Origin of the sequence: Salinirubrum litoreum, from assembly GCF_020567425.1 — an archaeon.
Taxonomy (GTDB): domain Archaea; phylum Halobacteriota; class Halobacteria; order Halobacteriales; family Haloferacaceae; genus Salinirubrum; species Salinirubrum litoreum.
The window spans coordinates 1,453,357-1,473,998 of sequence record NZ_JAJCVJ010000001.1; the positions used below are offsets into that span (position 1 = coordinate 1,453,357).

14 protein-coding genes and 1 tRNA gene are annotated in these 20,642 nt (G+C 61.6%); 5 read left to right on the top strand and 10 right to left on the bottom strand.

The genetic code is table 11. From position 1 onward, the window contains the following. The first annotated feature begins 165 nt into the window (after positions 1 to 165). A complete protein-coding gene (locus LI337_RS07385; RefSeq protein WP_227229163.1) occupies positions 166 to 1,173 on the top strand; it encodes a tyrosine-type recombinase/integrase in 1,008 nt (335 codons plus the stop codon). 90 nt (positions 1,174 to 1,263) lie between these two features. Beyond that, positions 1,264 to 1,881 carry a hypothetical protein gene (locus tag LI337_RS07390; protein ID WP_227229164.1) on the top strand — a complete coding sequence of 206 codons (618 nt, stop codon included), beginning with the start codon at positions 1,264 to 1,266 and terminating at the stop codon, positions 1,879 to 1,881. A 77-nt stretch (positions 1,882 to 1,958) separates the two neighbouring features. On the opposite strand, the gene LI337_RS07395 is transcribed toward LI337_RS07390, so the two are convergent. After that, the gene (locus LI337_RS07395; protein WP_227229165.1) at positions 1,959 to 2,213 is read right to left on the bottom strand and encodes a hypothetical protein; all 255 of its coding nucleotides are present in this window, start codon (positions 2,211 to 2,213) and stop codon (positions 1,959 to 1,961) included. A 161-nt stretch (positions 2,214 to 2,374) separates the two neighbouring features. On the opposite strand from LI337_RS07395, the gene LI337_RS07400 reads away from it, so the two are divergent. Then, a complete protein-coding gene (locus tag LI337_RS07400; protein ID WP_345777732.1) occupies positions 2,375 to 6,253 on the top strand; it encodes an Eco57I restriction-modification methylase domain-containing protein in 3,879 nt (1,292 codons plus the stop codon). 171 nt (positions 6,254 to 6,424) lie between these two features. On the opposite strand, the gene LI337_RS07405 is transcribed toward LI337_RS07400, so the two are convergent. The 6 genes from LI337_RS07405 to LI337_RS07430 form a co-directional block, all read right to left on the bottom strand. Beyond that, positions 6,425 to 7,279 carry a hypothetical protein gene (locus LI337_RS07405; RefSeq protein ID WP_227229167.1) on the bottom strand — a complete coding sequence of 285 codons (855 nt, stop codon included), beginning with the start codon at positions 7,277 to 7,279 and terminating at the stop codon, positions 6,425 to 6,427. A gap of 993 nt (positions 7,280 to 8,272) precedes the next feature. Further along, a tRNA-Ala gene (locus tag LI337_RS07410) sits at positions 8,273 to 8,344 on the bottom strand. 80 nt (positions 8,345 to 8,424) lie between these two features. After that, complete coding sequence (locus LI337_RS07415) at positions 8,425 to 9,000, bottom strand: rhomboid family intramembrane serine protease (RefSeq protein ID WP_227229168.1); 576 nt, start codon at positions 8,998 to 9,000, stop codon at positions 8,425 to 8,427. Between the two features lie 138 nt (positions 9,001 to 9,138). Further along, a complete protein-coding gene (rpsJ, locus tag LI337_RS07420) occupies positions 9,139 to 9,447 on the bottom strand; it encodes a 30S ribosomal protein S10 (RefSeq protein WP_115864703.1) in 309 nt (102 codons plus the stop codon). Position 9,448: 1 nt separating this feature from the next. After that, a complete protein-coding gene (gene tuf / locus LI337_RS07425) occupies positions 9,449 to 10,714 on the bottom strand; it encodes a translation elongation factor EF-1 subunit alpha (protein WP_227229169.1) in 1,266 nt (421 codons plus the stop codon). Positions 10,715 to 11,077: 363 nt separating this feature from the next. Next, positions 11,078 to 11,215: a hypothetical protein gene (locus LI337_RS07430; protein ID WP_227229170.1), complete on the bottom strand. Its 138-nt coding sequence runs from the start codon at positions 11,213 to 11,215 to the stop codon at positions 11,078 to 11,080. 54 nt (positions 11,216 to 11,269) lie between these two features. Here LI337_RS07430 and LI337_RS07435 point away from each other — a divergent pair, with 54 nt between their 5' ends. Next, the gene (locus tag LI337_RS07435; RefSeq protein ID WP_227229171.1) at positions 11,270 to 12,478 is read left to right on the top strand and encodes a transposase; all 1,209 of its coding nucleotides are present in this window, start codon (positions 11,270 to 11,272) and stop codon (positions 12,476 to 12,478) included. 225 nt (positions 12,479 to 12,703) lie between these two features. After that, positions 12,704 to 13,498 carry a diphthine synthase gene (dph5, locus tag LI337_RS07440; RefSeq protein ID WP_227229172.1) on the top strand — a complete coding sequence of 265 codons (795 nt, stop codon included), beginning with the start codon at positions 12,704 to 12,706 and terminating at the stop codon, positions 13,496 to 13,498. Between the two features lie 58 nt (positions 13,499 to 13,556). Here the strand turns inward: dph5 and artA are convergent, their stop codons facing one another. The 3 genes from artA to LI337_RS07455 form a co-directional block, all read right to left on the bottom strand. Continuing rightward, complete coding sequence (artA, locus tag LI337_RS07445) at positions 13,557 to 14,567, bottom strand: archaeosortase A (protein WP_227229173.1); 1,011 nt, start codon at positions 14,565 to 14,567, stop codon at positions 13,557 to 13,559. Between the two features lie 189 nt (positions 14,568 to 14,756). Continuing rightward, positions 14,757 to 17,318, bottom strand: a complete 2,562-nt coding sequence (locus LI337_RS07450; RefSeq protein ID WP_380699071.1) for a BGTF surface domain-containing protein — start codon at positions 17,316 to 17,318, stop codon at positions 14,757 to 14,759. Positions 17,319 to 17,930: 612 nt separating this feature from the next. Beyond that, positions 17,931 to 20,528 (bottom strand): BGTF surface domain-containing protein, encoded by a 2,598-nt coding sequence (locus LI337_RS07455; protein ID WP_227229175.1) that lies wholly within the window; start codon positions 20,526 to 20,528, stop codon positions 17,931 to 17,933. Between the last annotated feature and the right edge of the window lie 114 nt (positions 20,529 to 20,642).

The following is a 20,642-nucleotide window of genomic DNA, read 5'->3' on the forward strand; positions in this document are numbered from 1 at the left end:
CGTCGGATTCACAGGAGGGTAGGCGAGTTCACTGGTCGGGTGAACGACGTGACCGAGAGAAGTGGACTCGCCGGGATTTGAACCCGGGGCCACTTCGCCGTCGGGCGATTCCGCCCTCCGGCCACCGCCGCTGAAGGCACTGTTCCGCCACAGGTGACGGAGCCAATGAAACTGAAGCCAACGCCCCCACGAGACGCACTGACCCGATACCTCCGAGACAAGCGAACCCACGTCTCGGCGAAATCGGTCGCCAATTACAAATCCACCCTCCAACGGTTCTGCGACTGGTTAGACGACAACGGAATCCACGACCTGCGCGACCTCGACAGCGAGATCATTCAACAGTACACCGAGTACCGACTTGAGAGTATCAAGCCGATCAGCGCGCGCAACGACCTGCGGACCATCACCAACTACGTCCGCTTCTGCGAATCAGTCAACGCCGTCCCCCAAGGTCTCGGAGACCTCATTCGCATCCCTCGCGTTCCCGAAGAAGACGAGGTAAACGACTCACTGCTCACGAAAGAGGAAGCCGACGCGATACTCCCGCACCTCGCAAAGTTCGAGTACGCGAGCGACCGCCACGTCATCGTCCTGATCCTGTGGAAGACAGGCATGAGGATAAGCGGCCTTCGCGCGTTAGACGTGACCGACTTCGATGACGCGCGTCCGGCCCTCGCCGTTCGACACCGACCGGATACCGGAACGCCCCTCAAGCGGCGAAGCAAGGGGGAACGAGACGTACTGATCGCCCAAGCTACCGCCGACGTGATCCGCGACTACATCCGGCAGAACCGCCCGGACGTCACCGACGAGTACGACAGAGAGCCGCTTATCGCCACAGACCACGGGCGGATCGTTCGCACCGGGATACAGCGGCACGTCTACACCGCGACCCGACCGTGTACGTACAACGGCGGGGACTGCCCGTTCAAAGACGATCCTGCCGACTGCGGAGCGATGACGTGGAATACTGCCTCGAAGTGTCCCGGCTCAGTCAGCCCTCACGCACTCCGCCGGGGCTACGTGACTGCCGCCCGGAACGCGGGACAGCCGAAGGACGTCACAGGCGAGCGAGTCAACATGAGCGGGCGGGTTCTCGACAAGCACTACGACAAGGGAAATCACGCAGACAAGGCAGAACGGCGACGGGAGTTCATCAGAGACGTATGACTCCTGCCGATGCGGTTCCCCGTAGCAGTGAACACACACCCGATCAGACCGCAGAGCAACGGTCAAATATTACAACAGAGAAACACTAACATGGTTGAACACACCCCACACCCGGACGACTACCACGCCAACGACGAACTCGAAAAGAACAGCCCGCTCACCGACAAGGAACGCGAGGTATTCCGGAACAAAATCCGGAACGTCGTCCTCGGTGTCGAAGAAGAAACGACCCTCGGGGAGATCGAGTACCACGGTATCAGCTCGATTACTCTGCGTTCGTTCCGTGATGAATCCACCCTCACCGTCTCAGTCTACGTTGACGCAGACGAAGCAGACGTAGAGGTCGATCCGGCCCACATCTTCGGCGAGGAAGTCAAGGTCACTGACTCAGCGGAGGCGTACTATCTTCGGGACCTCGGTGACGATTGGGAGGCTCTTGAGTTCGTGATCCTCAACGATCTCGTCATGTTGCTCGACCTTCCCGAGACACCCTCGGAACTGGCCGACTACCTGCTCGACGGGGAGAAGCATGGCACCTGTCTCGTCTGTGGGACACGGATGCCGGACTCAGCCGAGTTTGGCGTTGTTGCCACTATCCCGGAGACGACGCGGAGAATCTACGAAAATGCGGAATTTGAACTCGCTCGGAACCTCCGCATACCGATTGACGGGGCGCAGGCGTCCGACGACTCCGACTCGCAGGAATAACACGGGCCGGCAGTCAGAATAGGTGCGATTGGGAGCGTGTGATCGAAACTTGACCGGGGAGATCGGTTAGCTTCGGTCTACCACGGCTGGTCTCCCTCAGGAGTTCGGAAGACCTCATTTTCAATGTCATTGGTAGCCGGGAGCCACTCGCCTTCTTCGACTAACGCCTCGAATTCCCCACGAGGGTACTCGTACAACATCCCCGGAGATGGACCAACAAGACGCACCTCGTCTTCGCCCAGCGTCATCTCGTAGAACACCGGCTCACCCTCTGACTGAGGACCGAGTGCGCCTTCCCACTCACCGAGGTCCACGTTCGCTGTATCTGACATACCCGCAGGTACACTTGGTTCACTCAAATCAGTTTGGTTGGTTCCGGGATCGGTGGCCTGCTGGGTCTGAGTCGAACAGTATTCCTCGGAAATCAAGAACACCCGCCCCCGGACGAACGTGATAGTGGGATTATTTATGCACCGTCTCAATGGTTCGTACTATGTCTGCCGCCTCCGGTTTCGCCGACTCACTCCGGGCAATCGGGGAGAGTGCCAACCCCGACATGAGCGAACGAGACGTAGAGAACCTGTTTACAGAGAATAACTTCTACAGCGCGCTTGACTACGAGGGGACCGGCGTGGACCTCCGGAGTGAAATGAGCCTGCCGGACAACAAGCGACCGGACTACGTGACCCTCGACACGAACGAGTCCGTCACGGCAGTCTACGAGTTCAAGACGACTGATCGAGACCTCGGCCCGCACGAGGATCAGTTGTTCCACTACGTTGACGAACTCAAAGCGAAGTACGGCATCCTCACCAACGGACAGGAGTTCCGGCTGTACGCCCGAGACGGTCACTCCCGGATCACCAGCTTCCGACTCGCAGATGCAACCGACTCCGACGCGGCCAATCTCCGATCCGCGCTCCGGAAGCCCGAGTGGGACATTGGTGACTCCGAGAACGTCAACCAGTACCTCTCCGAGCTTGAGGAAGTGAGTCTCGCCGGGGAACTCGGACAGGAACACTTCTTCGACACCTTCCGCTTAGACGACGGGAGTCCCTTCGCCGATCTCGTGACCGCGATGACCGACCTGCTCGGAGAACTCCGCGACGAGCAGGAAGCCAAGTTCGTGAAGGGTGCCTACGACTTCTGGGAAGCCAGCTACGCCAGCGTGCCCAACGAGACGCCGAGTTCGTGGGAGCCGTTCATCGACGGGAAGCAGTCACTCCGGGACTTCATGTTCTGCTTGGAGTCCGGTCACGCCCTTCTCGCTCGGTTATTACTCGCCAAAGCGACCGAGGACCACGACTTCTTCCGCAGTGACCGGGGACTTGAGCGATACTTCCGCGAACTCGGGGACTTCTCCGGGCAGATCGACCTCGACGCCTACCCCATCGCCGCAAACGGGATGATCGAGGATATGCGGAAGCAACTCGTCGAGAGTCTGTTCGAGGACGACATCTTCATCTGGTGGACCGACGGCTACGGCGAGCAGACCGCGAGTCAGCACGAAGACCCGTTCAATCGGTTCAAGGACGTGGCAAAAGAAGGGAGTGACGTCACGAAGGTCAGTGCCGCGACCCGCCAGCGGTTCAGCCGGGCGATTGCTCGGGTGTCCTTCGCCGTTCTGAAATTCGACTTCTCCCGGATCGAGGGCGACCCGCTCGGCGATCTGTACCAGCGATACTTCGATCCGGAGACCCGGAAGGCACTCGGGGAGTTCTACACGCCACAGCCGGTGATCGACTACATCATGGACGGCGTGGGGTACGACCGGGGCGTCTCGTCGGAGCGGATCATCGACCCGTCGTGTGGGTCCGGGACGTTCCTCGTGGAAGCCCTGAATCGGTACATCGAGGACGTGAAACGATACGACGACAATCCGGATTGGGCCGCAGAGTTGACCGAGTTGTGTTCCCGGCCCCGGATCGTCGGACTTGACATACATCCGTTCGCCGTCCTCATGGCACAGATTCGGTTCATGGTGACGATCCTGCCCGAATACAAGCAGGCGAAGCGACAGGACGACTCGTTCACGATCCACCGCCTGCCGATCTTCCGGACCGACACCCTCAGGAACGAGCGGGAGTTGACCGGAGCAGATATCGGCGACGACGGGCAGACCCAGATGACCTTCGACGCAGTGACGGAGGACAATCAGGACGTGCGGATTCCCGTGCCCCTGCCCATCGAAGTAGAGGAAGGCGAGGTCCCAGAGTCGAACCGGGAAGGCGAGTTCCTCGTTCAGCGCGTTCGGATGCCGAAGTTCGAGACGCTGAAGCTCAACTCCGAGGTCCGGAACTTCGGGGAGTATTTCGCCGCACTACAGGGCGTCCTCGACGTGGTGAAGTACCACATGAGCGAAGGAATGTGGGAGTACCGTGGCGGGCTGAAACAGGGCGTGAACCGGTACACGACGCGAGAGTACGACGGCGTGGAGGACTTCTTCGCGCCCTACGTGGACGACATTCTCGACACGGTACAGTATCTCCGGGAGGACCACGGCGACGGACGTCTGTTCAAGATGTTCGAGGACACGGTTCTCGCACTCGTGGTCAAGAACTACATGGAGTACGATTACGTCGTCGGGAACCCGCCCTACGTTCGCATTCAGAACCTCCCGGACGACCAGAAAGCCATGCTCGATAGCCTGTACGACTCCACCACAGGAAACTATGACCTGTACTGTCCGTTCTACGAGCGCGGACTTGAGTGGTTGGCGGAAGGCTCCGGGAAGCTCGGATACATCACACCCAACCAGTTCATGGTCACGGACTACGGGGAGGGGCTTCGTCGAGTGCTACTGCGCGACTCCCGGCTCAAGGAGGTGTACGACTTCCGGGACTCGGGTGTGTTCAAAGACGCAACGAACTACCCCGCTATCGTGATCGCCGAGGACGAACCGGATGCGGACGCCCGGAACGAGAACGACATTCGGTGCGTCCGAGTGAAGGCGAACGTGGAAGACGACACGGGCCGAGAGTTAGACGACGAGATCATTCAGGCCGTTCGGGATCATCGTGGTGAGCCGGGATATTCCGACGAGTTCATCGACGTCTTCGACTTCCCGCAGGGGGAACTTGACGATGGATACTGGTCGCTGATGCCGCCCGAAGAATTGGAGGTGTTCAAGAAGTTAGAGCGACAAGCAGATCATAGAATTGACACCATTACCGACGATGTTTCGCATGGGACCCAGACAAGTGCAAACACAGTCTACGTAGTCGATGTTCTTGATGCCGAAAGAATCGAGTCGGGGGACGTTGGTGAAACCGTCACGATAGTCCCGTCTGGTGGATCAGGAAGATACGAAATCGAAACCGACCTTCTAAGGCCGTGGCTTCAGGGCCGTGACGTACAACGCTGGCGGGCGGAGTGGTCTGGGCAACACGTCGTTCTCCCCTACGAAATTGAGCGCACTGATGATGAACTAGATGTGTCACTCATGAGCAAGGCGACTCTGCGGGAAGATTATCCTCTGGCATGGGACTTCTTCAAAGATCATGAAAAGAAACTCCGAGGTCGGGAAGGAGGTCGATGGGAAAATAGCGACCAGTGGTGGGAGTTTGGTCGTCCCCAGAACTTGGAGAAATTCGAGATACCAAAGATAATTTTCGCTCATATCAGTACGGACTCAACGTTTATGCTCGATGAAGTTGGGACGTGGTACTACAAGACAGCGTATTCCGTTCTGCTTGCAGACAGTTATCGTGACCTCACGGACGAGATGGCCTGCCAACTCAATGCGAAGGCGCTCGATTTCTACTTCAAACACATCACGACAGTCAAGGCCGGTGGATACTACGAATATCGCTCGCAGTACGTCGAGAAACTCCCTTCAATCATTTCGGATGACAACGGAGAGTTTGCCCTGCTGAGGGAGAAGGCAGGAGAAATTACAGACACAATCGACCTACAGAGCCGAACCGAACGCTTCCCGGAAGCCTACCTCGGAGAGTACGACAGCGACCTCGAATACATCGACTACGAGTGGCAGACGCGCCGCTACCCGGTAAACGCAGACATTCAGCAACTCGCGGACGGACGCTTCGCAGTCACGGCAGGTCGGTCGGACGAGATCACCGATCCGCGACTCGATACCGGGGACCGCGAGGATCGCAAGCTCCGAGCGAAGTACGTCCACGCCGCTGTGGATGGGCGGAACGTCAAGAGTGGCGAGGAAATGACGATCCCGATCCCCGCGACCAGTGACGGCGTTCGAGAGCTACTGAGCCGACTCGAAGACGACCGCGATACTGTCAAAAACACTGATATCGACGCTCTCGAAGCCGAGATCGATCAGGCGGTGTACGATATGTTCGAGTTGACGGAAGACGAGCGAGAGGTTATCGAGGACTACTTAGAGGTCTTCTAACACCCATACTCTCCCTCAAGTTACCACCTATACAGGAACTGCCACCAATGGCGGAAGCCCGCCATGTGATCTCCCGCTACGCAATCGTCAGCGGTTCTGATCGGTCTTACCGGAAATGGTACTTTGCCGTGACTTAGATGGTTAGGCCCAGTAGGGTGTTCTGTAGAATGTCTACGCTTCGCCGCGAACACCCTGATCCGAATCAATCAAGGGTTGTTCCGGTGGACTCAGTGCCCTCTTGTCTTGTTCGACCTGTTCGGTTGCTTCGCTTCCTTCACTATACACCATAGAAGGGGGTATATATACCTCACCAGACTCGATCTCTGCAGACCACTCCGGTTCCACCCACGGCAGGGGTTCTTCATCCCTGACATACGGGATGTAGTGGCGATCTCGAACGGCCCTCGGGAGTGCATAATAGGTGAAATCCCCACGTCTTCCGCTGTTGAGGTAGCGATTGAATTGCTTTTCATACTGCCTGTACGGCACATCACAATCTTTTAACATTTGTCTCAATACGGGATCTAATTTCTCCTTCTTTAAACGCGAACTGACTTTTCGTCGGTCATCTTTCTTTAGACGGGGGTCTTCGTACATCGCAATCGCAGACTCAAATAGAACCGTCAGCTCAATCGAAACACCAGACTTGTTGTGCTTCTTACTAAGAACTCGATCACATATTCGACTTCGCAGATAAGTGTCCAAGTGTAGGTGATCGGTGATGATCAGGGTCCGATATAGTTTGAAGTAGAAACCACCCTTGCTTCGGTCGCCCCACAGTTCATAGTGGAGATGTGGTTTTTCGACATTCCGTTTTTCGCTGAACTTGAAGCCCCGATTATGCTTGTCAAGTCGCTTCCATTTTCCGGGTTCGCCCGGTGGGTCGTACTTTGATTTGGTTGAGAAATCAGTGCGGTGAGCCGGAATCCGGGTTTTGTGCTTTTGTATCGCTTCTTCATCCCGGCGGGCTTCACAGAGGGCTTTCCAATCGATCCAACGTACAGAGTTGTGACTGTTTGATGTCATTTTACAAATTTATTTGCGAATAGCCAATTCAAAGGTAGAAGGATGGAGCAGTGGCTCGCTGACTATTCTCACACATCTATACTCAGGAGACATAATAAAGCTATCTGTCGCGCTATGCTACTCACAATAGCACACTGTCAGAGGGAATCTAATCGGTATTTCAAAGTGACGAGGACTCCCGCCGGCGCTTCCGCGAGCTAACCGAGTATCAATAGCGTGTATGCTACCGGTTTCAACGCTGGCGTAGATCGCGGGAGACCCGGCCAATAGGACACCCGAAATTCTACAAAAAATTTGAGACCGGGTAACACCGTTCCCGGAGCAGAGATTTGAATGGTGTCACAACCCCCCTCCCCCGGTCTGTAGCGATAGTATCTGAACAGACGATCAATCATACTGGGGGGAGTACGGAACGCCAGCAGGAGGGACCGAAAGCGACTGGGAGAGATTGTAGGGCGACCTGCGACCGGCTCTGAATCAGTGAGAGAATCTGGGATCGGCTTCCCCTGAGAGACGACAGATGGGCAGATGCCGGGGGCGCTTCCGGGAACCGGCAGAGAGGTTCGACCAGTCAACTGCGCACCCCGCCTATGGAGTTTTGAGGCGAGTCGGAGTTGTGGGCACCACACAGGCGGCTTCCGCGATCCGAACCGGGACTCGACCGATCAACCTCGCGCGGGATAGGATGATGTATCGAGACAGGAGATGACGGTCAGTGCGCCCACCGTTCGACAGCAATCGTCGGTACTCGGTCGGGATCACGCACCCCGGCGAAGACAAGGCGGATTCCGGCGCGCCTTCCGGACTCGACGCAGTATCATTTCGGATAACCGCACGACGTAGTGGCAACGCGCCCGCTGACGGGTTCAGATGTGTCGCAGACAGTACCGGCAAGAGAGGCACTCTGACGGGTTTGAATCGCGTCTGAAACCACAGAAACAGCTATATCGATGCGGTGCCGTACAGCGAATAGGAACGGTGCGCGAAGCGCAGTGGACTCGCCGGGATTTGAACCCGGGGCCTCTTCCTTGCGAAGGAAGCGATCTGCCACTGATCTACGAGCCCGCACCCGGACAAAAGCCGGTGTCGCACTTGTAGCTTCTGTTTCCCACCCGGCGCGCGACCGCCTCACATGAACTCGCCCGCTACTCGCGCACACGAAGGAGCCGCAGACGCCCGGCGACCAACCCGAGCAACAGGCCGGTGAAGTGCGCGAGGAGAGCGACCCCCGGCGCGGCAGTAGCGACCGTCACGACGCCGGCGACGACGACGAACAGTGCCAACTGCGCGCGTCGGCCGAGGTCGAACCGCGAGAGCAGCGACCCGGACACGGAGTTGCCGGCGAGCAGGTAACCCAGCAGACCGAAGATGGCTCCACTCGCGCCCAGCACACCGGCGGTCCCGGCGACGAGCAAGTTCCCGACTGTCACCTGCACGAGTCCAGCCAACACGCCGGTCGTCACGAAGAACAGGTGAAATCGCAGTCGCGTCGTCCCGCGCTCGACCGCCAGGCCGAGCAAGAGGAGTGCGAGGCTGTTCGACAGGAGGTGTCCGAGGTTGGCGTGGGCGTACACCGAGACGAGGACGGTCGCCGGATCGAGCAGTGATCCCGGATCGAGGACGAACAGGCCGCCGGCACCGACGAGGCCGGCGAGCGTCTGGAGGGTTGCGACCACCGCGAAGACGACGAGCGTCTGGACGGTGGCGGTTCGGGTGACCATACCCGGAGTCGGGTCGGCGACGGGAAAACGCTACCGCGACTGCGACGCGCCGAGCGAAGAGCGACCAGTAGGAGAGAGCAGTCGCTCGCCGCGAGAAAGAACGGAGAATCGAGGCGCGAACGCCTTAGCGCCGTCCCGTCAGTCTTCGAGGACGATCTCGATGCTCACGTCGTTGGGCACCTGAATCCGCATCAGCTGCCGCAGCGCGCGTTCGTCGGCGTCGATGTCGATCAGCCGCTTGTGGACGCGCATCTCCCAGTGTTCCCACGTCGCGGTCCCCTCGCCGTCCGGGGACTTGCGGGTCGGAACCTCCAGCGTCTTCGTCGGGAGCGGGATCGGCCCACTCAGGCTGACGCCGGTCTTGTTGGCGATCTCCCGCACGTCGTCGCAGATGTCGTCGAGGTCCTCCGGGCTGGTCCCGGCGAGCCGAACGCGTGCCTGCTGCATCTTATCGCTCGTTGACGTCGAGCACCTTGCCGGCGGCGATGGTCTGACCCATGTCGCGGATGGCGAAGGAGCCGAGTTCCGGAATCTCGCCGGACGGCTCGATGCTGAGTGGCTTCTGCGGACGGACGGTCACGATGGCGGCGTCGCCGGACTTGATGAAGTCCGGGTTCTCCTCGGCGACCTCACCCGATGCCGGGTCCAGTTTCTGGTCGATGGACTCGATCGTACACGCGACCTGTGCGGTGTGCGCGTGGAAGACCGGCGTGTAGCCGGCCGTGATCACGGACGGGTGCTGCATGACGACGACCTGCGCCTGGAACGTCTCGGCGACGGACGGCGGGTCGTCGGCCGGGCCACAGACGTCGCCACGGCGGATGTCGTCCTTGCCGACGCCACGGACGTTGAACCCGACGTTGTCGCCCGGACCGGCCTGGTCGACTTCCTCGTGGTGCATCTCGACCGTCTTCACCTCGCCGCCCACGTCGGACGGCTGGAAGGAGACGTTGTCGCCGGGGTTGAGCGTCCCGGTCTCGATCCGGCCGACCGGGACGGTCCCGATGCCGGAGATGGTGTAGACGTCCTGGATCGGCAGGCGGAGCGGCGCGTCCGTCGGCGGCTCCGTCTCCGGCAGGTCGTTCAGCGCTTCGAGGAGGATGGCACCGTCGTACCAGTCGGTGTTGTCCGAGCGCTCGGCGATGTTGTCGCCCTCGAACGCGGAGATCGGGATGTAGGTCGCGTCGTCCGAACGGAAGCGGACCTGCTTCAGGAGCTGCTGGACCTCCTCTTTGACCTCCTTGTAGGTGTCCTCGCTGTAGTCGACGACGTCCATCTTGTTGACAGCGATGATCAGCTCGTTGATCCCGAGCGTGCGGGCGAGGAAGACGTGCTCGCGGGTCTGGGGCGCGACACCGTCGTCGGCCGCGACGACGAGGACCGCGTTGTCGGCCTGCGAGGCACCCGTGATCATGTTCTTCACGAAGTCACGGTGGCCCGGACAGTCGACGATGGTGAAGTAGTAGTCGTCGGTGTCGAACTCTTGGTGGGCGATGTCGATGGTGACACCACGCTCGCGCTCCTCGGCGAGGTTGTCCATCACGTAGGCGAACTCGAAGCCGCCCTTGCCCTTCTCCTCTGCTTCCTCGCGGTACTGCTCGATGACGTGCTCGGGGACGGACCCTGTCTCGAACAGGAGTCGCCCGACCAGCGTACTCTTCCCGTGGTCGACGTGGCCGATGATGGCCAAGTTCTGGTGCGGTTTGTCACTCATGGTGAAGTCACGCGCTAAGGCGCTTTGTGGGCCATCCTTCGGTTGATTCCCCTAAAACGATTTCGATACCCGGCACAGACGACCCCGCCGCTTGCTTGCGGTTTGTGGGATCACGTCCCATGGTGTGCCGGGGCACGGCGGCGGTCGTACTCACGACGGTCCCGAGTGAAATCTATCCCGTCGCTGGCAGGTCGACGCGGCGACGGCCGTGCGACGACCGGCCGTGGAGGTGTGCGTGCAGAACGGGCGGCACGGCTGAACGCGCGGTCACACAGAAAGGGTGTCGTCCGTAGGTGCTACCTTCGACAACTAGGCAATCTCGGCTTGTGGGGTGTGAAATCGTGACACGATGCTGACCGACCACTACTCGGTAGCCTGGCCGGAATCCAACTCCCGTTGCGCGTGGAGTAGCATCCCTCGCCACGTCAGCCCGTGACGCTTCTTCGTCGCTTTTAGACTCTCGTACTGTTTTTCGTCGATCTCAATGTTGATGTTCTTCATGTCGCATAGTTTGTGACCGACGGTGTTAACTGTGACTAACACTAATGTAACATTGTGTCCGAGATGGTGACGAAGACGTTACAGGCCACACTCACCACGCCCACCACGTGGAAAGAGGAGCGTCTACAGCGGCTCTTGGACACCTACCGCGACGCACTCCACGACGCCTTCGACAACAGGGCAGACACAATGTCGGCTGTCAATGATGTTGTGACCCCATATGAACTGCCGTACCAAGCCAAAGACGCGCTCAAGTCTTTCGTCCCAAAACTCCGCCGGACGTACAATGCCGAGGAGTTAGACGACGAGCATCCGCTTCGACTCGTCAATCGGGCCGCAAAGTTCGACTACTCCGAGGAGCGTAAACACGGCTTCGTGTGGCAGGTCCCGCAACCCGGTCGCGGGACGAATTTCTGGATTCCACTTCGGATTAACCCCGAACAGGAATCGCTGTGGTTCGACCTGCTCTCCGAAGACGCGACAGCAGGCGAGTTGCGCCTTCAGCGACACCGCACGTCGTGGGAATTGCACGTCACCGTCAAATACCCGGTCGAAGAACCGGCCGAACCAGACGACCCGACCTACATCGGATTCGACGTAGGCGAGAGCGCGTTGATCACGGGCTGTGCCCTCAAACGCGACGTACCACGGAAGCCGATGCTCGTTAGCGGCAGTCGAGCGCGACACCTCCGCAAAGAGATGTTCATGACCCTCCGCCGGCTCCAGTCGAGAGACGCCGCCGAGTGGCGCGTGGACGAACGATTCGACCACTATCAAAATGCTCTGACGGATATTATCGAGAAAGCCTCTCGGCAGGCCGTCGAGTACGCTGGGTCCTTCGATAACCCGGTTATCGTTCTCGAAGATCTGTCGTATATCCGTGAACGGTTGGACTGCGGCAAGTTCATGAACCGTCGTCTTCACGCATGGGCGTTCGCACGGCTACAAGGTCGAATCGAAGACAAAGCGATGGAGGTGGGAATTCGTGTCGAGTACGTCAACGCGGCGTACACCTCCCAGACGTGCCATGCCTGCAGCCGCCTCGGTCAACGAAGTCGGCAGGCGGAGTTTGTATGTCCACACGACGACTGCCACGTAACGGAGTTCCAAGCAGACATTAACGCGGCGGCGAACATCGCCGGTCGCGTCGACTCGTGGGGAGAGAGCGTCCGTTGGGAACCCGGACACGATGACTCGCCACGAGATGGGAGCGCCTGTGACAGCGCCACAGTCCACCGAGAGACGAGTCCGAGACCCGGATAGATGACGCTCTCGGCGCTTTCGGACTGAAACCTGCCAACCCGGATTCCCCTTGTAGGGGAACTCCCGCCGTTGACCGCGGGAAGGATGCCACCTGGCGGACGACGGGATAGCCTCCACAGGCATGGCAAAATGCGGGCGGAAGCGTTCACATCAACTCACAGCAAGTTCATCAGTGTTTCCCTTCCGTGACGGACGGTTTAAGCGACCAGCGCGCCGAGCCGTGGTATGCTCAGCTTCATCGGACTCGGTCTCTACGACGAACGGTCGATCACCGTCGAGGGACAGGAGACACTCCGGGCCGCCGACCGGGCGTTCGCGGAGTTCTACACCAGCCGTCTCGTCGGCGCGAGCGTCGCGGACCTTGAAGCGGCCCACGGCGTCGACATCGAAGTCCGGGACCGCGCGGGCGTCGAACAACACCCCGAACCGATCTTAGACGCTGCCGCAGACGAGCACGTCGCCTTCCTCACCGCCGGCGACACGATGATCTCCACGACCCACGTCGACTTACGCCTCCGGGCCATCGAGCGCGGCATCGAGACCGAGGTGATCCACGGCGTCACCGCCCAGTCGGCCGCGAGCAGTCTCACCGGCCTCCAGAACTACCGCTTCGGGAAGGCGACCACCCTCCCGTTCCCCTACGCCCACGGTGGCGACGACGTGCCACAGAGCGTGATCGACACCATCGAGGTGAACCGCGAGCGCGGCCTCCACACCGTCGTCTACCTCGACATCAAGGTCGACGGTCCCCGCGCACCGGACGGCGACCACGAGGAGTACATGACCGCCGACACCGCCGCCGGGCTGCTCGCCGAGGGGTGGCAGGACACACTCGGGGTCGTGGTCGCCCGCGCTGGCAGTCCCGACGCGGTCGTCGCCGGCGACCGACTCTCCGCGCTCGCCGCCCGCGACTTCGGTGGCCCGCTCCACCTGCTGGTGATCCCCGGCGACCTCCACCACGTCGAGGCCGACGCACTCGCCGGTCTCGCCGACACACCCGCAGACCTGTTGCCCGAATAGCGCACTCACGATCCGATCGTAATCTGCTCCAGATCCGATCCCGATCTCGATCCGATTGCTACCGTTTCGACTCCTCGTCGCCACCGACAGCGTACTCGTCGCCCGCCCCGTCGGTTCTGACCCGCGAGACGTCCAGCGCCTCGTGGAGGTCGTGTTCCTCCTTCGTCACCAGATACAGCACGTCCTCGATGACGGTCAGGAGTTCGGGCAGTTCCCGCACCACGAGGTACGTGATCCCGACGAGCGCGACGACCGCGAGCAGTTGGCTGATGACCCGATCCGAGAGGAAGAAGGAGACCATGTACGGATCTGAGGAGCCGAACAACAGCAGCACCTCGTCGACGAAGAACTGCATGTACTGTTTGCCGAAGACGATGCCGATGAACGTCGTCCGGAGCAGGTTCAGTCCGTAGATGATGGGTACCGCGATGGCCAGCCCTCGGAGCTTCCGCCGCAGTGGAGCCTTCACCGCCGCGATCAACCCGGCGAAGATGGCGATACTGCCCAGCCCAGTGCAGGCCAGGACGACCTCGAAGACGAGTCGCCGGCCGTCGGTCGTGAACATGAAGGCGTTCTGGTAGCCGGTCTCCGGGCCGGTCACGGGCGTCGGACTGAATCCTAACGTCTGGATCAGGAAACCGGTCTGGTCGGCGACGGTCGTGATGAGCAGTTCACGCGGCGCGGGCACCGCGACACCCGCGAGCACGACGGCGGGAATCGTCTCGAAGGGGAGGTAGACGAGTCCCATCACCGCGATGGCCCGCGAGAGGACGAACAGCGAGTCGCGGCCCTGCCAGAGCAACCAGCCGGTGTAGAGACACGCCGGGACCGCCAGCACGGTCAGGATGCCCTCGACGTAGCTCTTGTGGACGAACGCGAAGTGCGGGATCAGGACGAACCAGAAGCCGGCGAACCCCGCCCACGCACCCGCCGTCAGTCCGCGACCGAGGTCGGGACGGCGGTCCGCGAGGAGGACCCCGGCGAGAAACGTCGCGATGACGACCCACGCGAGCGCGTCGGAGAGCGGTCCCGGTGCCCACGCGAACGCGTCGAGCAGGGCGTCGAACATACCCGAACCGACGCCCGCGTCGGATAAATCCCTTGTCGTTGCGTGTAGCGGACCCGACCGACCGGGCGACAGGTGCGAACACCGTCGCTACTCGGGAGATATCACGGCGACGCTACCGCTGGCGGGTGTAGCGTCCGAAAGAAAGAACCGCGAAAGGACCGGCGGAAGCCGGTTAGTTAGTTGTCGACGTTAGTCGCGCCGGAGCGCGAGCAGGGCCGCACCGAGCAGGGCGAGGACTGCCACGACGGCACCGAAGCCGGGCGTGGTCGTCGTCGTCGTCTCGGTCGGCGTCGGCGTCGCGGTCGCCGTTGCCGTCGGCGTCGGCGTGGCCGTCGGCGTCGGCGTCGGCGTTGCCGTCGGCGTGTCCGTCGGCGTCGGCGTCGCGGTCGGCGTCTCCGTGTCGACCTGCTCGACGACGATGCCGTCGAACTCGGTCGTGCCGTCGAGGGACGGCGACGCGCTCACGGTTGCCGTGAAGTTCGTACCGACCGGCGTGTCCGCGAAGTCGAACGTCGCGTTGTACGTGCCGTCTGCCGACACGTTGACGGTCTCACTCATGACGAACGGGTTCTCGGCACCACTGACGGACCGGACGCGCACGGTGATCTCGCTACCGGGCGCGATGGTCGTCGTGCCGGTGACCTCGCCGTCCTCGGCCTGGCCGATTTCGACGATGTCCTGAGCGTTCGTGTTGAGGGGAGCCTCACGGTCGACGACGCGGAAGTTGGTCGAGACGCGCTCGTCCTTCTTCGCGTCGTTCAGGGTACCAGCGTTGTCGTCCTCGGAGACCGCGTTGACCTCGAAGGTCGCGTTGAAGCGGTCGCCGGATTCGACGTCGACGGTGTCACCGCCACGGTCCGCGTCGGCGGTCGTCGGGACCACGACGAAGAGCATGTTCCGCTCGTCGTCGAGGATGAAGCTAAGTTCGCTGGTCGGGATGGTCTTCGGATCGGTGTTCGGGTCCGGGTTCGACTGCTCGACCTGGAGACTGACCGGAGTCGTCTCGGAGTCGTCGTCGACCGCACCGAAGGCACCGTTCAGGTTACCGTTCGCTTCCTGGTAGTTCTCGAGGTAGCCGAAGACACCGGAGGCCTGGACCTGGACGACTGCGAGGTCGCGCTCTGCGACGTCGCGCTGCTGGGTGACGTCGCCTGCCTCGATGGCGGCAATCACGTCGTCACCGGTCTCCAGGTCGCCTGCGGCGTCACTGAAGGTGACCCACGGCTGGGCGGACGTCGTGGCGCGCTCCGTCACGGCGAGCGTGCCGACTGCGTCCGGACCACTGCCGAGGTCCTCCGCGTCGCGGGAGACCTCGATGTCGTAGTTACCAGCGTCGAGCGCGCCCGTGACCGTCGCGTTGAGGTCGTAGACGCTGACGGAGGTGTCGTCCGGCTCTGCGGACATGACGCCACCGTTGTTGCTGGAGGTGTCGTAGGTGTTGATCGTGACGTTCGCAACGCCGTCCTCGTCGTCGTCGACGACTTCGTAGGTGACGTTGTAACCGATGTCCTCGTCACCGACGCGGAGGTAGCCCGTGTCGGTCTCGGAGAACGTGACCGTCATGTTGACTGCGTCACCGGTCTCGACCGTGTACGAACTCTCGTTCAGGTCGAGCTCGGCGGTGCCGGCCTTCTCGACCGTGATGTCGGCCGAGGCCTCTGCCGTCGTGTCGACGACGGAGAAGTTGAACTGGTAGTCACCGGCACTGACGTCGGTGAAGTTAGCTGCGATGTCTTCGTCCTTGTTGAGCGTGATGTACACCTCGTCGGTGTTCGCACGCACGCTGTCGCCGAAGATGTCTTCGAGCGTCGACTGGCTGAGGCCGTCTGCCTCGACGGACGCGTTGAAGTCACCGGTCCGGGTCGGCGAGTCGACCGACAGGTCGGACGTCTCCTCGTTGTCGACCGTCGTCGGGTCGAACTCGGCGTCCAGCGTCTGGACGGTGATGTCGAAGGTGTCACCAGTACCGGAGCCGATGGTACCGTCGTCGACCGACAGTGCAGTACCACGGTTGTCAGCGGCGACGAGCGCGTAGGACTCGCTGTCGAGCGAGGACGTGTCGATGAGCGCCTCGCCAGCGCCGTCAGTCGTGAACGAGAGGGCCGTCGTCGAGAGGTCCCCGTCGCTGTCGATCAGACGGATCTGGTAGTCGGTGTTCGGCGAACCGCTGACGAACAGTTCCTGACCGGCGAAGTACAGCGAGCCGGTGTTCAGGGTGTTGTCAGCGTCGCTCTGGGACGAGCCAGCGTCCTGAACCGTCAGGGTCTGGGTCGGGCCCGATGCGGGCGACACGTCGTCGGCGTCCTGGTAGTCGCCGTCAGCGTTGAAGTCGACACCGAAGCGGGCGTCGACGTCCGTGTCGGAAGCGACCTGCGGCAGTGCGACGTTGGTCAGCTCGTACTCGAGCGTGACCGTGTCGGTCGCACTGGTGCTACCGGACGAGTCGTCCTGGACGGTGACGTTGACGACGTTGTTCGTGCTGTCCACGTTCGTGGAGCCAGCAGTCGCAGCGCCGGACGTAACCTCAGGATTGCTGATGGACGAACTGCTCAGGTCGACCGCGTCGGGCATCTCCAGAACGAGGTTCTGGTTCTGCGAGTCGGCGGTGTCGACCGTCGCTGTCAGCGTTACGGTGTGGTCGTTAGTCGTTCCTTCGTCGGCCGCATTCGGCGTGATCGTCACCGAATCGGCGTTTGCCGCAGCGGCTGTCCCGGTGAACGCGACGGTGCCCGCGAAGACGGACATAACCATCAGCGCAGCCAGGATCAGGCTACGGACTTTATCGTTCGTGCTTGTCATGTTTGGTGTGGTTTCCGTTCGCGGCGACAGCACCTTTCTCGCGTCCTGAGACCGACACGCCCAGCACCGCGCTGGACTCGAACAACGATACTCACTTCTGCCACCATGGGTAGGGGTACATCCAGTTGGTAAGTCGCTCGTTATAAATGCTTTGTGGTAGGTTATGCGGCGCGTTATGTCTTCACACACCCGAAATCGGGCGGTAGAGCCGTTTCGGAGCGTGTCCGAGTTCGACAGTCTCGGATAGTTGTCACCCGGTCGTCTGCCGACCGTCAGACGCCCTCCGGGCCGGCGTCGGCCACGCTCCGGCCGAAACTGGGGGTCACTCCGTAGGCACGTGGGAATATCGACGACCCGTGAGCAATCGTGTAGACGCAGCGATACGTCTACAGTGGTCGACTGTCTTCGTTCGTGATAGATCCGGTCGGGTCGGGAGCGGATCGGCCACGGCCGATCACGAGACGGCGGTTCGGTCGCCTCCGACAGCGCCGCCGCTGGCGGGTGTAGCGTCCGAAAGAAAAGCCGCGAAGGGACCGGCGGAAGCCGGTTAGTTAGCTGTCGACGTTAGTCGCGCCGGAGCGCGAGCAGGGCCGCACCGAGCAGGGCGATGATCGCCACGATCGCGCCGAATCCGGGCGTGGTCGTGGTGGTCGTCTCCGTCGGCGTCGGCGTCGCGGTCGGCGTGTCCGTCTCCGTCGGCGTCGGCGTTGCCGTCGGCGTTGCCGTCGGCGTGTCCGTCGGCGTCGGCGTGTCCGTCGGCGTCGGCGTCTCGGTCGTCTCCTCGACGACGACACCGTCGAACTCGTCTTCACCGTCGAGTTGCGGCGACGCACTCACGGTTGCCGTGAAGTTCGTGCCGACCGGCGTGTCCGCGAAGTCGAACGTCGCGTTGTACGTGCCGTCTGCCGACACGTTGACGGTCTCACTCATCACGAACGGGTTCTCCGCGCCGCTCACGGAGCGGACCCGCACGGTGATCTCGCTACCGGGTGCGATGGTCGTCGTGCCGGAGACCATCGCCTCCTCGGACTGCTCGATCTCCACGAGGTCCTCGGCGTTCGTGTTGAGCGGTGCCTCGCGCTCGGTCACGCGGAACGTGGTCGAGACACGCTCGTCACGCTTCGCGTCGTTCAGCGTGACGTCGTCCTCGTCGAGCGCGTTGACTTCGAGCGTCGCGTTGTACTGGTCACCGTCCTCGGCCGGGATGCCCGAGCCGGAGGTCGGTGCCACGACGAAGAGCATGTTGCGCTCGTCGTCGAGGATGTACGTCAGGTCGTCGAGGTCGTACTGCTTCGGATCGGTGTTCGGGTCGGGGTTCGACTGCTCGACCTGCAGACTGACGGGGAGCGTCTCGTCCTCGTCGTCGACTTCACCGAAGCCGTTTGCGATGTTACTCTGTGCTTCGAGGTAGCCGAAGATGCCGGAGACCTCGAACTGGACGACCGCGAAGTCGCCCTCTGCGACGTTGCGGCGCTGGGTGACCTCGCCGGCCTCGATGGCGGCGATCACGTCGTCACCACGGTCCAGGTCGCTCGCGGCGTCACTGAACGTGACCCACGGCCGGGCGGCCGTCGTGGCGCGCTCGGTGACGGCGAGCGTCCCGACTGCGTCGGGGCCGCTACCGAGGTCCTCTTCCTGCTGCGTGACCTCGATGTCGTAGTTACCCGCGTCGAGCGGACCGTCGACAGTCACCTGGTCGAAGTTACTGGCGACGTTGACCTCGCCGTCCTCGTCTTCGGCCAGCATGAGGCCACCGTTGTTGTCGGCGGTGTCGTAGGTGTTCAGCGAGACGTTGAGCATCCCGTCCTCGTCGCCGTCGATGACTTCGTAGGTGACGTTGTAACCGATGTCCTCGTCACCGATCCGGATGAAGCCCTCGTCCGTCTCGTCGAACGTGATCGTCATGTTCGTCGTGTCGCCGGTCTCGACCGTGTAGGAACTCTCGTTCAGGCCGAGTTCTGCGGTGCCGGCGCGTTCGACCGTGATGTCGGCAGTCGACTTCGCCGTCGTGTCGACGACGGAGAAGTTGAACTGGTAGTCACCACGGTTCACGTCGGTGAAGTCGGCCGTGTTGTCGACGTCCTTGTTGAGCGTGATGTACACGGCGTCGTTGTCGTCACCGGCGTCGCGGAGCGAGTCGGCGAAGATGTCCTCGACGGTCGAGTTGCTCAGACCGTCGACTTCGACGGACGCGTTGAAGTTACCCGTCCGGGTCGGCGAGTCGACTTCCAGCGTCGTGGTCTCGTCGTCGTCGACCGTGTCCTCGTCGAACTCGGTCGTGAGCGTCTGGACGGTCAGGTCGAACTGCGCGTCGTCGACGCTACCGGGACCGGTGATGCTCCCGTCGTCGACGAGCAGCGCCTGTCCACGGTTGTCGCCCTGGACGAGCGCGTAGGACTCGCTCTCGAGCGGGGCCGTGTCGATGACGGCGTCACCCGCACCGTTCGTGGTGAACGAGAGTTCGGTCGTCGAGAGGTCGCCGTCGTCGTCGATCAGCCGGATCGAGTAGTCGGTGTTCGCGTCACCGTTGACGTAGAGCTGCTGTCCGGAGAAGAACAGCGACCCCGAGTCGAGGTTCGCGTCGGCGTCCTCGGCGGAGGCACCGGAGCCGTCCGCGTCGACGACGGTCAGCGTCTGGGTCGGTCCGTCGGCCGGGCTCACGTCGTCTGCGGACGTGTAGTCACCGTCGGCCGTGTTGTCGATGCCGAACCGGGCGTCGACGGACGTGTCACCGTCGACGTCGGCCGGCAGTGCGACGTTCGTCAGCGTGTACTGGACGGTGATGGCCTCCGTGGCGCTCCCACCGTCGTCCTCGACGGTCAGGTTGACGTTGTTGTTCGTGTCGTCCACGTCCGTCGACCCGGCGGTCGCGGCACCAGAGGTGACCGTCGCACCGGTGATCGACGAACTACTCAGATCGACCGCGTCCGGCATCTCCAGAACCAGTACCTGGTTCGTCGAGTCAGACGCGTCGATCTCGGCTTCGAGCGTCACTGTGTGGTCGTTTGTCGTTCCTTCGTCGGCCGAGTTCGGCGTGATCGTCACCGAATCGGCGTTTGCCGCAGCGGCTGTCCCGGTGAACGCGACGGTGCCCGCGAAGACGGACAGCACCATCAGCGCAGCCAGGATCAGGCTACGGAGCTTGTCGTTCGTGCTTGTCATGGTTTCCTTGGTCTGTGTTGGCGACAGCGTCTTTCTCGCGTCCTGAGACCGACACGCCCAGCACCGCGCTGGACTCGAACAACGATACTCACTCCTGCCACCGTGGGTAGGGGT